Annotated in this window: 11 protein-coding genes and 1 pseudogene; 4 read left to right on the top strand and 8 right to left on the bottom strand. The window is 62.0% G+C overall.

Features of this window, described 5'->3' with window-relative positions:
* Nucleotides 1–82: 82 nt before the first annotated feature.
* Nucleotides 83–436 (top strand): MerR family transcriptional regulator, encoded by a 354-nt coding sequence (locus tag DW298_RS12980; protein ID WP_042538356.1) that lies wholly within the window; start codon nucleotides 83–85, stop codon nucleotides 434–436.
* 669 nt (nucleotides 437–1,105) lie between these two features.
* On the opposite strand, the gene DW298_RS19375 is transcribed toward DW298_RS12980, so the two are convergent.
* Both DW298_RS19375 and DW298_RS12975 read right to left on the bottom strand, forming a co-directional pair.
* The gene (locus DW298_RS19375) at nucleotides 1,106–1,261 is read right to left on the bottom strand and encodes a hypothetical protein (protein ID WP_168429487.1); all 156 of its coding nucleotides are present in this window, start codon (nucleotides 1,259–1,261) and stop codon (nucleotides 1,106–1,108) included.
* Nucleotides 1,258–2,373 carry a hypothetical protein gene (locus DW298_RS12975; protein ID WP_136042894.1) on the bottom strand — a complete coding sequence of 372 codons (1,116 nt, stop codon included), beginning with the start codon at nucleotides 2,371–2,373 and terminating at the stop codon, nucleotides 1,258–1,260. Before DW298_RS12975 ends, DW298_RS19375 begins: the two co-directional genes overlap by 4 nt.
* 152 nt (nucleotides 2,374–2,525) lie before the next feature.
* Here DW298_RS12975 and DW298_RS12970 point away from each other — a divergent pair, with 152 nt between their 5' ends.
* Nucleotides 2,526–3,008: a hypothetical protein gene (locus DW298_RS12970; protein WP_136042893.1), complete on the top strand. Its 483-nt coding sequence runs from the start codon at nucleotides 2,526–2,528 to the stop codon at nucleotides 3,006–3,008.
* A gap of 30 nt (nucleotides 3,009–3,038) precedes the next feature.
* On the opposite strand, the gene DW298_RS12965 is transcribed toward DW298_RS12970, so the two are convergent.
* The 3 genes and pseudogenes from DW298_RS12965 to DW298_RS12955 form a co-directional block, all read right to left on the bottom strand.
* Nucleotides 3,039–3,533, bottom strand: coding sequence for a hypothetical protein (locus DW298_RS12965; RefSeq protein ID WP_136042892.1), 495 nt, complete (start codon nucleotides 3,531–3,533; stop codon nucleotides 3,039–3,041).
* A gap of 14 nt (nucleotides 3,534–3,547) precedes the next feature.
* Nucleotides 3,548–3,961, bottom strand: a pseudogene (locus tag DW298_RS12960) (SOS response-associated peptidase family protein); the annotation flags it as partial.
* A gap of 179 nt (nucleotides 3,962–4,140) precedes the next feature.
* Nucleotides 4,141–4,407 (bottom strand): hypothetical protein, encoded by a 267-nt coding sequence (locus tag DW298_RS12955; RefSeq protein WP_136042890.1) that lies wholly within the window; start codon nucleotides 4,405–4,407, stop codon nucleotides 4,141–4,143.
* Between the two features lie 813 nt (nucleotides 4,408–5,220).
* Between DW298_RS12955 and DW298_RS12950 the strand changes: the two genes are divergently transcribed.
* Complete coding sequence (locus tag DW298_RS12950; protein WP_136042889.1) at nucleotides 5,221–5,703, top strand: hypothetical protein; 483 nt, start codon at nucleotides 5,221–5,223, stop codon at nucleotides 5,701–5,703.
* 655 nt (nucleotides 5,704–6,358) lie between these two features.
* Here the strand turns inward: DW298_RS12950 and DW298_RS12945 are convergent.
* From DW298_RS12945 to DW298_RS12935, 3 genes are all read right to left on the bottom strand, one after another.
* Nucleotides 6,359–7,438 carry an endonuclease NucS domain-containing protein gene (locus DW298_RS12945; protein WP_136042888.1) on the bottom strand — a complete coding sequence of 360 codons (1,080 nt, stop codon included), beginning with the start codon at nucleotides 7,436–7,438 and terminating at the stop codon, nucleotides 6,359–6,361.
* A gap of 567 nt (nucleotides 7,439–8,005) precedes the next feature.
* Nucleotides 8,006–9,145, bottom strand: a complete 1,140-nt coding sequence (locus tag DW298_RS12940; RefSeq protein ID WP_136042887.1) for a plasmid recombination protein — start codon at nucleotides 9,143–9,145, stop codon at nucleotides 8,006–8,008.
* 450 nt (nucleotides 9,146–9,595) lie between these two features.
* The gene (locus tag DW298_RS12935; protein ID WP_136042886.1) at nucleotides 9,596–11,365 is read right to left on the bottom strand and encodes a phage/plasmid primase, P4 family; all 1,770 of its coding nucleotides are present in this window, start codon (nucleotides 11,363–11,365) and stop codon (nucleotides 9,596–9,598) included.
* A 547-nt stretch (nucleotides 11,366–11,912) separates the two neighbouring features.
* On the opposite strand from DW298_RS12935, the gene DW298_RS12930 reads away from it, so the two are divergent.
* Nucleotides 11,913–12,479: a hypothetical protein gene (locus DW298_RS12930; RefSeq protein WP_136042885.1), complete on the top strand. Its 567-nt coding sequence runs from the start codon at nucleotides 11,913–11,915 to the stop codon at nucleotides 12,477–12,479.
* The last annotated feature ends 13 nt before the right edge of the window (nucleotides 12,480–12,492 follow it).

Raw genomic sequence — 12,492 nt, 5'->3', positions numbered from 1 at the left:
AGAGCCGCGCCGATCTAGACTCTAACGTAACGTGAGTGTTGTGGGGAAATCAGTGGAAGACGAACACAGGACCGTCGAGACGATGCGGATCGGCGAAGTGGCCGAGCGCACGGCGCTCTCGTTCCGCTCGCTTCGACACTGGGACGACGTGGGGCTCGTGCAGCCGTCCGCGCGCACGGAGGGCGGGTTCCGGCTTTACACCGAGAAAGATGTCGATCGCATCCTCATCATCCGCAGAATGAAACCGTTGGGATACACCCTCGACGAGATGCGCGAACTCCTCGACGTCGTCGACGCCCTCACCGTCGACCCGAGCGACGTGGCGTTGCGCGCCCGGATCGATGACATCCGCGACGGCGCCGACCAGCGTCGCCAGAAACTCACGGAGCAGCTCGCCATGGCCGACGAGTTCGTGCAACTGCTCGGTCAGCTCTAAAGAGAGACGGATGCACCGCGTTGGAGGCCTCGGCCCATAGTCGATCGGTCTGCCGAAAACGATCGATTGCGGCGGGCTGACCGATTATCTCGATCGACGGCACGACACGCCGAGGACCGACCCGCCGTAACCCCCTGCCGAAACCCAACAGCACCGAAACCGGTGGTGTAGCGTTTCTGGCTGGCCGAGTCGAGCCGTTCTCTCCGAGCTCGGCGGGCCGCCCCAAGCTATCGGGTGGGGCGGACGTTGCAGTGGAGCACCGGCCCTACGGCGCTCCTGTGTCACTGCTCCGGGGCGCGAGGGAAGCGGATCCGACCACAGGTCCAGCACTGCCAGAGGTATCCAAGCTGGACGCGGACCCAATCCATCCCTCGGTCGCACTCCCGGCACCGCTCGCGCTCCGCAGGTGGTTCAGGATTCGGGGAAGCGAACGGGGTCGAGGTCACGCCGGCAAGAGTGTGAGGGCGCCGCCGAGCGACCGACATTCCCTCCACAGGCCGGTCTGCCCGACCGCTCAGATTCGCTCGATTGCTGGGGGTTCTGTCGAAGTGCCCCAGTAATCGAGCGCGGGAGAGCACACGAGATCCGCGATATCCCGCGGAAGTCTGCTCGGGGGTCATAAGCAGTGGGGTTCCGCCTGGACTTATGACCCCGCCGCACTGCAGGGCGTCACTTCGAGGGGTCGCCTGCTATCTGGTCGAGTGTTTCCTTCGTCGTGAAGACGCGTCCGTCGCGTTCGGCGAGTGCCGCCGCGTGAAGCTCTTCCAGTGCTGCGCGGACATTCCGCAGTCGGGCGCGACGGGTGGTGTCGTCGAGATCGGTCACGTGTTTTCTTTCTGTGTGATGACGGCGTCTTCGTTGATACCCTCGGTGGGCTTGGGGAGGTCGCGCGTGCGCATCACGGCGTCGACGCCGACCAAGCCGGCGAACCGCGCAGCTTCGTTCCCGCCCATGAAGCGGTTCAGCGCGAACTTGGACGGGAACTGCGCGAGGACCGAGATCTCCTCGTCGAAGTACTCCGTGGTCTCCATGGCGAAGATGCGCGTGGTGTCCAGGGCGCGGAAGCTGTCGATCGACAGGATCGATGTCTCCACACTGCCGAAGATGAGGCGGTCGAACTCTTTCTGGTTGGTCCAGTGCTGACGAATACGCTTGGCGATCCCCGCGGACTCGGACGAAGCACCGACGTAGACCTGCCGGTACTCGTCGAGCACCATGATGTAGACCCCAGGCACGCCAGCCCACTGAGTGAGATCCGTCACCTCGACCATGTCCGGGTGGCCGTCGAGCGCCAGCTGCAGAGTGGCTTCGAACTCGACTGGGTCGAGTGAGGCGAAGTGGGCCATGTTCATGTCGAAGTTCGCCAGGGCGTCGGCCTGATGCGCTTCGCACCACTCGTCGGTGAGGATGCGGTGCTCGTCGTCGTCGAAGTAGTGGTTCATCCGGTCCCACGCCTCCGGGCTGTCATCTCGGGACCAGCGAGGCATCGAAGAACGCTTGTTGATGGTTGCGTAGGTGTCGCGGGAGATCTTCAGGCCGCGGCCTGCGTTGCCGCGTACGGTCGTGCCGAAGTGCGTGGCTCTCTCGATGTCGCTGGTGCGCGGCCGGCCCTTGCGCGGTATCGCGATGCTGACCCCCAACGCCTTCCGCGCGAGCCGTGTCTGCCAGCGGTGCCAGATGAGCGTGTGGCCAGAGTCGACTAGCGCCTGAAGCGTGGCGTTGGCGTTGGGGCCTGTTGTGACGTTGAAGATCCGGGCGGGATCGAACTCGAGGTGCTCGCCTTCCGGGATGAGACCGGCACTGGTCACCTCGAACGGGTCCGCGTCGAGCACCAGGTAGCCTTCGTCGAGCAGAGCCCGGCGCAACTCCTGACCAGTCGGCGCACTCGGCGCCCACACGAGCGTCTCGCGCGGGGTGACGGTGATCTCGAGGTCCACCGGGATCACCTCGACTCGATCACGCAGAACACCTGAGCAGTCGTCACGATCAGCACGCCCAGCGATACGCGGGTTGGCAGCGGCATGGTGCGACTCTAGCGCCGAGCCCCTGACTGCTGGGGATCTTCTCACCACTGCGAGAGGATGGCGTCGTGCCCGAGACTGCCCGCTTCATCCTGAATCACACCAGCGAGCCGCCCCGCGTGCTGCACAGGGAGGACTGCCCCACCATCCCACATCAGGTGCGCGGCGATGCTCGTATCGAGCAGTCCGGCGGCGTTGAGATCCTAGAAACCTACGAGGACGGGCTGGCGCTGGTGGGTCCCGGCGGTGACACTCATCGAAGCTACTACCAGGCGTCGTATGTCAGCGTCGACGAGCTCGCAACAATCGGTCGATACCGGCGCTGCAGGACATGCGTCCCTGATGTTCCGGAGGGACCTCCGCCGGCGCGGGTGGGCCTCAAGAAGGCGGAAACGCTCAGTGCGTCCGACCTCGGTCGCGTCCCCGTGGACGGCGAGATCGAGCGGATCGAACACACGAGGGTGGGCACCGTGGTCACGCTGACGACAAGCGAGCGCCTTCATCTTCAGAAGGGTGACGCCGTCGCGTTCCCCAGAAAGTTGCGGGAGTAGCCACCGACGATAGCCGGAGCAGCGTGAGGTTCAGGGCACACCACCCACGTCGTTGACGCAGAGCTTAGATCCTGCATGGAGCGCGATGGACGCGCTTGTTCGGATTGAGTCGCTGGGAGCCATTTCCGAGAGGTCACGGAGGGTGCGGATCGCGAATTCTCGGGCCGACCCACCGGAGCTTGCGACGATGAGAGCTTCGGCGACGTTCACAACTGCCCATTCTGGGTCTTCACCGCGTCGAGCTACGGGATGTGATTCCGAAGCGTACGGGCCAGCTGTGAGTGGTCGGCTCCAATCGAATCGCCAGACCTTCCCGGTGAGCATCAGCCGGCAGTAGAAGCCCCCTTCCATCGCGAACTCGACGCCCTTCGGGATGGTCCGAATGTCGAGGAACGGGAAAGCAGCATGCGTGATGTCAGCGACAGCAGCGAGGTGGGGCCCTTCAAACACGTTGTCTTCCTCACATCGCTGCTCGAGCCGTGGTGGTGCTCGCCCGCAGAGGGCACACCAGATTCTCGTGGTCATGCTATCGGTATGTTTCAGGCGACTGGCGCCAGCAGAGTCGGGTTTGTGGGGTCGACGGTGCGGCTGTTGCTGACCTTACGGTCGACGATGTGCTCGCGGATGGTGGAGGCGACGTCGTTCGAGGTGTGCTCCAGCATGGCGAGAGTCTCCGTCTTCCGGTCGCCGGTGAGCTTCTCTGGCGTGAGCCAGGCATCCCAGGTGTCTGGCGTCAGGAATACGGGCATCCGGTCGTGCACCTCGCCGCTGGCGTCGCGCGCTTCAAGGGTGATGACGACGAAGCAACGGGACTTCTCGCCGTACGGCAGCTCCATCGACCATGTCAGTCCCGCGGCCGAAAGCGGCCCATCGCCGTGCAGGAATTGCGGGGTCTTCGGGGTCTTGTCGCCCGTCCACTCGAAGTAGCCACGCATGGGCACGATGCATCGTGCAGCGCTGAAGGCGGGCGCCCCGCATCATCGTCAGGGAACGATCCGAGGATCAGCCCAAGGTGGGCATCACGGGCTCCATGACCAGGCGTCGTGTCGAGCGTTCCGCAGTGCCTCCTCGAGGCGCCCTTCGTGGAGCAGCGTGATGTTGCGGGGCGGGTCCTCGTTGGGCAACGCGACGTTCAACCACTGCGCCCAGGTCCAGGCATCCTGGACACCGGCCTTAAGACCTGGAGAACCTCGGCCAAACCAGCGACAGGCTTGCCGTCGTGCAGCTGGAACGCTGGAAAAACCAAGGCGTCGTCGGACGTATGCAACATCAACAACTGCAGGTCCCGACCTGCTTGAAGGACCTCCGCCTCCGTCCAGCCCAGTGTGCAGGCAAAGCGTGCGACGGTGAAGCAGGGGCCGACGATCTCAGCCCATGGGTTCGGCTCGTCCTCGGTCATGCTTCTCCTCGTTATCCGGGGTGTGACGTCGTCCTGCGCGGTGGTCGGCCGGATTGCTGAACGACGGCCGCTCAGGGCGTCCTTGGGTCCGAAGGGCCCGTCCCGTGGTGCACCGTTCGCGGTATCCAGAACACCGGATTGACGAGCATGACGTCACTCGAGTCGTCTCGTACCGCTTCCGTTTCTGACGTGAACGATGAGCCGTCTACAAATTCACCTTCGAAGCGAACCCGCGGCGTTGACGTCGTCAGCGGGGTGAAGACCGTCGACACAGAATCGATCGAGGGTGCGGGCCGTTCGCGTCTTGCCACGCTTCGACGTCACTCAAACACATAGTGACATCTGCAGCGAACTCGCGGCAGAACGCCTCGAAGTCACCGTTACGGAGCGCTTCGTCTGCCCCGACGAGAACGGCGTCAGTTGATACTTCAGCCTCCTCCACCGAGACAGATGGTGCCGGCTCGCTGCCGCATCCAGATAGCAAGAGCACCGACGCTGCTGCGAGCGTCAGTACCGTATGTGAGCGATTGACCGTTGCTTTCGAGGGTAGTGACTGGGGTCACGGCAGTCACTACCCTCGAGGCGGTATAGCGAGGTCTTTTGTGTCGTTCGCGAGGCGCCCACACATGGCACGGAGACACTTGGCCTGTCGGTCGACGTGCTACGCGGAGATGAGATTCCGGTAGACCGCTAGAAGGCTGTTGCTGCAACAGGTTGCGGTTGGGGATCACCTAGGAGCCTTGGAAGTCCCTGTTCGTCGCGACGATACAGTCGTCATACGCTCGATCGAGACTCGCGTTGGAGGGGTTTCGAATGAGCGCTGTTCGACCTTTGACGATCGATGACGCAGTTGATGCCATGCTCTCCCCAATCGCTACCGAAGACTGCCGCGCAGGGATCGCTGAGGCGCTGCGGCTCACTGCGAATCTGCTTCTACGCGAGGCCGTCCCGGGCGATCGCCGAGTGGGAGAATTCGCAACGGAGGAGTTGGCGGCGACGGAAGCGAGCGTTGCGCGCGGGGATCTTCGAGAACTCGAAAGTCGAACCTTGCTCAAGGCAATCGCTGCTAGCTTCAGCGAGTCCGAGGCGGCCGAGAGGCTTCGGGTCAGCCGCGATCGGGTTCGGGAGTTGTACTCTGCGGAGCAGTTGTTCGGCTTTAATGCCGGGGCGATCAGGTCTATCCCAGATGGCAGTTCACCGACACTCGGCCGGATGGTGCGCTGCCTCACCTCGCACATCTACTCCGCGAATTTCTGCCCGATGAACGCGATCGTGCGGACCTGCAAGCGTTTATGACGGTACCAAAGGAGGATCTGACGATACGCGGCGAACAACAGACACCAATTCAGTGATTGCTCCGCGGTGGACGTCTTGATGCGATCAACGACAGTGAGCCATCACCGAGGGAGTACGGCGCCACGCAAAGTTGCTCGATCCTCAGCTTCTCTACAGGATCGATCTGGGCGATCGGGAGGGCCGCGCAGGTAGTTCCGCGGCGAAGTCGCGCGGAGGTGCGCAAGGGATTGCTGGGGAAGATTGTGACTCGTGCCCTGCGCTCTCTCGGCGCGCGGGTGCTCTGGGAGCCATCAGGTGGACCGTGGACACCGCCGAGTACGCCGTGGGGGAGATCGAGGCCTCTACACCGTCGTTGAGCCCGTCGTAGCCCGCGGTAGCGTCCGGGTAGCGGACCGGTGAAAGGTTGAATCCGTTTCTGAACTGGTATTTCTGTTCAATGTAGCCATGTAGCTCGGTGCATCCCGTTCTGGCGAACCGGGTGGTGGGAGCTGATGATCTGTTCCATTCACAGGGCTAGCAGATATACGGCTACAAAGCTACATGTACAAAAACACCAGGTCAGGCTATATTACGAGTGTAGCTAGTCCGTAGCTCGAGTGGTCCTCCGAGCTACGCTCGGGCTACCTCCGTCATTCGCGCCCCCGCGAGCACCGCTCTAATTGCGCGCATAGCCGCGCAGAAGTTGGCCTCGTGAGGGCAAGATCCATTGCCTCACGAGAAATCGAAGGCGTTCATTGACCAAAGAGGGGTCCTCGTCCCAGTACTTTCGCTCCTTGCGCCAGCCGCCCGCAAGCTCGATGGCGATTGCTAGCTGATGAGGAAAGTTGTGTGCTGGCTTGACTCTCTCGACACCGAGCGCAGCCTGCTCGTCGACCCACCAGTCGTAGAGCGCGTCGAGTAGTGAATATGGAACGTATGCCGTTGTAAATCGTGGCATGTACAACAGGGCGAAGCACAAGATGTCGCCGTGAGTACCTTTTCGAAAGAACGGGCGCTCATGGCCGGTTCGTCGTGGCTGTTGCTTCCTGAGCTGCACGAGGAGTTGGCTTGTACCCTGTTCGACCGCAGCGACTGTCGCAACGTGGAGTTCTTGAAACTGGGCACGCAAGCTGATCGGTCTGTCCCTCGCGGGGTCGAGATCGATCCATTCGGTGCAGGTTACCCACGTTTCGCCGCGCGCAGAGTAGCTTCCTACCAGGTGCACACTGATCGGCAGATCTCTATCGCGCATGAACCTGACCGCGCCTAGCGTCGCAGCGTCGATTGTCCGAGCTACGAGTGTCAACGTCTGCGTCTGATTCACCCTTGGCGGCAGAGCCACGCCGAAGACTTCGAAGAAGGCTTCGTTCAGGCCTGGCGGCGTCCCAGCGACTGCTCGTCTCTGGATGCTGTAGTCGCTGAAGATGCGCTCCAACTCAGCTCGACCGAGCGTCGCCGCCCATGCGCCGTACGCCACAAGCTGGCCGACCGCATCGTCTTTCGCACGGTCCCTCTTGAGCTCGATGACCTTCGTCGACGCGTTCTCATCTAGTGCTAGTAGGTCGAGCACTCGGCCGAGCGGTGTCGTGACCTGTCTCCCGATCACTAGGAGTTTTTCGCCGAGAATGTCGGGCGCAGACTCGACCATGTCCTCAAGGTCCGTCTCAACGCTGAACTTTTGCGCGTGCACAGGCTCGAGCCCGTCGGGCGAGACTCTCCAGAGGGGGACGGCGTTGACTCGGGTGATCACCTTCACTTTTGTCCGCCTGTGGGTGTTCCGATCCTAGCGAGATCAGACAGGTGTGTGTGCAGCAGACGCGCGCTGGGATTAGTCATCATTGGTACCCTATTCACGACCACCGACACGGCTGATAAGCGTGGCGGTTGACCCAGTTCTCACGGTCTTGTACCGGCTTGCCCGGCGATGAGCGAGGAGAGCCGCCTGTCTTAGGTGGGCCGTCAGCTGGCCACGCCAACTCGCCCTCAAGCCTCGAGGGATCCAGGAAGCATCCGCCTGCACTCTGTGCAACCTGTTGGCTGGCGGCGGTGAGCTTCTTAGTCGGTCATCCTGGACTCATCGCTCTGGATCAGCCGTCCCGAGTGGCCACGAGTGGGCCACCGCGCGACCATAATGTGGAGAGCAGGTCCAATGGAGGCCGTGGTCGCCACCTAGTGTGGCCGCGAGGTGGCCGTCTCCCGGCCATACTATGGCCAGTTCACGCCCAGGAGATGCGAAGATCCAAGAGAAAATGGCTGGTGGCCGCGGGCTGACCGTTTAGTGGTCACCCCGCGGCCACCAGCCGCCCAGCCGCCGTCGAGCGTGTTATCTCTCGCGATCGAACCCTTTGACTTCTGGTCGAGCGTCTTTCTCTATCTTTTCGAGCAACGCCCTCCGGGTGTTGCGTGATTTTGCCATGTCGGCGTCAAAGAGCTCGCGAAGTGGCTTACCGCCAACCTTCGCCTTGTCCAGCCACCGTTCCACGTCCGCGGGGACGCTCTCAAGGCGCGCATTGATGTTCCGCATCCGTTGGCTCTCCGCGTCGGCATCTTCTCGCGCTCGCGCGGCCATTCGCTGAGTAAGCTGCGCCTGGAGTCGAGTCTCATTCGCGTCGCGGACTGCGTCCTCCGCTGCGAGCCTGCGAGCCGCCAGCTCTCGCTCCCTTTCGAGAACGGCGGACTCCCGATCATCGAGGTCGGAAACCCAGGCGGCCAAGTTTCGACGCATATATTCGCTCGCCTCCCGTTCCTTCTCGAGCTCACCGGTGGTGTCACGGAGCCAATCTGCTCTTCTCTGAAACTCGCTGCTACTGAGATGTTCTCTCGAGCGTTCTGTAACTCGGTGCTCCACGTTGTAGCCGGCTTCAGCCATCACAGCGCGAAGCTCTTTGTGTTGTCGCCTCAGATCGGCTGGCCCCCTGAAGAAGTCCTTCTGGGAGAGTCGTCCGTCTTCTGTAATTGGGACTACTGCCGCGTGCAGGGCTGGATGCAATTCGTCTAGGTGCACGGAGAACCCCACGATGTTGTCCGCACCGAACTCGGCGACAACCCAATCCAGCGCCGTTCCCATGTACGCGTAGGAGTCCTTGCTCGGCCCTTTCTCGCGCCAAGAGGCATCGTGTTCGGCGAACCACTTGGGATCGAGCTGGAGGACGACGCCGCGAATCAAGACGGCGTCCTTGCGAAGAGCCCTCCCGACTGACTCAAGGCGCTGCTTGAGGTAGTCATCGAGCTCGTCCGACGGCGGCCGGCCATCAACGGATTTAAGACGCCTCACACTGCCCGAGCCGTCGTTGACCATCGTCATGTTGAGAGCAGTTCTCTCCGGGACAATGTTCGGATTCGACTGGGGAAAGGTGAAGCCGGCTCTTTGGTCAGCGTCTCGCGCGATGTGCCTGAAGAAGGCCTTCGCATGCCCTCCGCGCTTGACTTTGTGAGACACGTCATAGGTCATGGTGTAGCTCATGCTTCACCCCTCTCGACCTCGTCCGTGGTCTGTTCCGTCCTCGACGCAACAGACCACGGAGCCTGGTTTTGGATACTCGACAGGAGAAGCCCTCGGGAAAGCCGCCGGAGCTTCTGACGAGCGAAGCGGGATCAGAAGTGTATGGGGCTACACCTTTCTTCTGACGTGAGGGAAAACACCACCCGCCGAAGTAAGCGGAGGGGTGCTCCTGGCGCCCTGCGGGGCAGAGACCCCGCAGGGCGATGGCGCGGCCGGGCCGCGGGCAGGACACGGTCTGACAGCAGCCTCGTTCCCGCCCCCGCAAGTACACCGCGTCGTAGGCATCGCTGCGATCGCCGTCGGCGACGACATTCACGTCAGTGCCGCTTGGGAGAGATGACGCCCGCAAATGGTGGACGCCGCCGCCCGGTCGTGGTGAGACATCTCGGCGGGACTCGATGGGTACATGCATCAGTCGTCTCGCCCGTCCAGCGGCGCGGTCGAGACCATACGACGAAGCAACCCCTTGTAGTTCGCCTTGAGCACGGGCACACAGCGCCTCCGCGGGTCGGTGCCTGTGTAGGTCGGATTCATCCAACGCGTGAGGTTGTACTCCTCAATGAGGGGCTCTGGCTCCACCATCCGCCCGCCGGGGCGCGTCGAAGTGGCAGTGGGCATCCATTCCTCCGAGGCCCGGAGATGCTCTCGGAGCGACTCCGTGAACTGATTGAGTCCCTCGACCATTCCGCTGGGCTCGACCGTCGAGTGCCACGCTTTATACGCGTCGTATAGGAACGCCCAGGGGAGCAGGTCCCAGGCGAACTGGTCCTTGTGTTCCATCCACCAACCGGCGACCTTATTGTTCGAGCTAAACCAGCGCTCGCTCGCTTGCTGCGATACGAGCGGGACATCGAACGCGGTGTGAGTCATGTGGAGCGCGCGCTTGAGTACGTAAGCGAGCACCTCAGGGTCTTTGAGGTATACATCGCGGATTGCCGTGTTCTCCACCCCTGAAAAGTTCTTGACCATCGGAACGAAGAGCATCCGTCGCAGCATGGACCGCGACTTGTCCTTGACCCGGGGGTTCGTCTCGTTCAAACACTGAATATCGAAGCCGAGCCAGCGCATGTAGACCGCACGCTCGTACTTTTCCTCGAGCTTGATCATGTCTCCGGTGATGCATGCCTTCCACGGGTCGAGGTTCGTGGCGAACACTCCCACTGCGTTCTCGTCGACCAGATTGACGTTGCGCGTCATCAGGGCGGCCAGGCTGAAGGTGTTACCGAAGGCAGCCAGCGGGATTGCGCTGTGCCCAGACGCTCCAACGAGGTTGCTGAGCATCTTGAGGAAGCTTCCCTTTCCGCCGTTTCCGGCGGGCCCGATGAGGAATGCCGATTTCTTCCAGCCGACGAATGGCCGCAGAGCTGCGCTCGCGACCTGCCATAGAAGCTCGGAGACTCCTTCGTCGTCAGAAAGGGATTGGAACCACTCCTCGACTTCCCACTCGGTCCCGTCGGCCTGAGCTATGCGGGGGCTCTGAGCATGTTCGTCATACGCAGATTGAACTTTCGAGAGGAATACCCAGTCCTGTGAGAACTCGCGTAGGCGCTGGCGTGCGTGGTCGAAAACGCCGTTGGCGACTGGAATCAGATGCGCTTCGAGCGTGCGGCGCCGGACGGGGGCATGGATGTGCATACGTTTGAGGGCAGACTCGATCGCCGAGCTCTTGAAGGACGGACGGAGGTCGCTGATTAGCTTTCTGAGTCGCGACTCGTCGGTGTTGTAGATTCCGTTGAGGTCGCCGGAGTCCTCGTAGATCGCTAGTACCCCGTGCTTCTCGTTTCCGTGACCGTTGGTCAGGTCGACCTTGATGATCGGATATCGAGCAAGCAGGATGTTCACCACAGAGAGTTCGTCCAGCCAGGTGTGGGGGAGCAGCTTCGGTGCCGATGTGGACTGTCGCCCAATATTCTCTAGCTGAATCTCGGCATTGATGCGCGCAAGAACTCCGTCCCGGATCGCGCTCAGAGCTAGGTCAGGCTCGTCCGCAATGGAGTTCAGGTAGTCCACCACGGTGCGCCCGATGAGAGTCTCAAGGGACGGGATTGTCGTACGCGATGATTGCGCGCTTCCGTAGCTGACCGAGCGTCCCTCGTCAGCAGTAGAATCGAAAGCGACGCCGCCAAGTGTCTCTTCCGCCTCAGAGCTTTCCGCGCTGGGGCGGATTTCTTTCTCGGTCACTTGTGACGACCTCCCGAGAACAGTCCCTGCAACCGGAGCGACTGCTGCTGCGAAAGCGGGGGAGCGGCCGCTGCTCGATCCCGAGCCCAGATGCGAATGCTCTCCGGGTCGTGCGAGATGGTCGGACTCTGAATCCGCTCCAGCACGCCCGCGCTCAACGTGCGCTCCGCGACGGAGTGATCAGAGATGCGCGGTACGCCTCAAGATCCGAGGGGAGGATCCTCCAGAGGCCACCAAATTTGTAGGCGGTCAGCTTGCCTGCGCGGATGTCAGCGCGGAGAACGAAGCTCGATCGAGTGGTGATGTCCTCAGCTTGAGCGACAGAGAAGGCACTCAGCAGAGTTTCGGGCGTTGGTGTCGTTGAATCGGTGGACTCCACGGAACACTCCTTACGGTTATGTCCCGAAGAGGCCGCCGCGACGGGACTGAGTGTTCCGGCCACGATGGAAGTTGAAGATGGCTCCGCCGGTTCGTTCTTCTGTTGTGTTTGATACATTACATGCGTTGCCTAGCTCGGACAAGTCTGGGAATCGATAGGATGGTCGTCGTGCCGATCACACCCGAGACAGACATCGAAGACCGGGGATGGAGTATCGACCTCAGCGCCGATCGCCATCTTGTGTATCCGGGCGTATGGGCACCCGCGACTGTCAGAGCTTGGGGCGAGCTAGCGAACCTCCCCGGGGTGCAAGCTAACGAGCGTGATGATTCGGTTCTCGAGATAGAAGCTCACCTCGGGCGTTCCAGTGGAAGCTACCGACTACATAAGGTGACAGTGACCGCTGGACGAGGGGCCGAGGTCAGCGGTTCCCTGCTTCGTGCGGTAGCTCCGCTAAGCGTCCTGCGGTGGGTGCTTCCGCGCACGTTTCAGCTCGAAGGACGCGCGCTGTCAGACGCTGTCGTCGATTTTGTTGCCCCTGAATTTCGGCAACACCGAGATCGTCTCGCGCACCGGAAAGGGCAGGGCGTCGATGTGGCTGATGTGGCAACGGTCTACCGGCTCGCCAGTGTCGTCAGATACCCGCCCGCTAAGGCAGTGGCGGAAACCTTCGGGCTGCACGCACGGACCGCGACGAACTGGATCGTGCGAGCTCGTGAAGCCAACCTGCTCTGAGGGCTCAGGCTGA

Origin of the sequence: Microbacterium sp. A20, assembly GCF_004794515.1 — a bacterium.
GTDB lineage: Bacteria > Actinomycetota > Actinomycetes > Actinomycetales > Microbacteriaceae > Microbacterium.
This window is presented reverse-complemented; position numbering and strand designations above follow the sequence as displayed.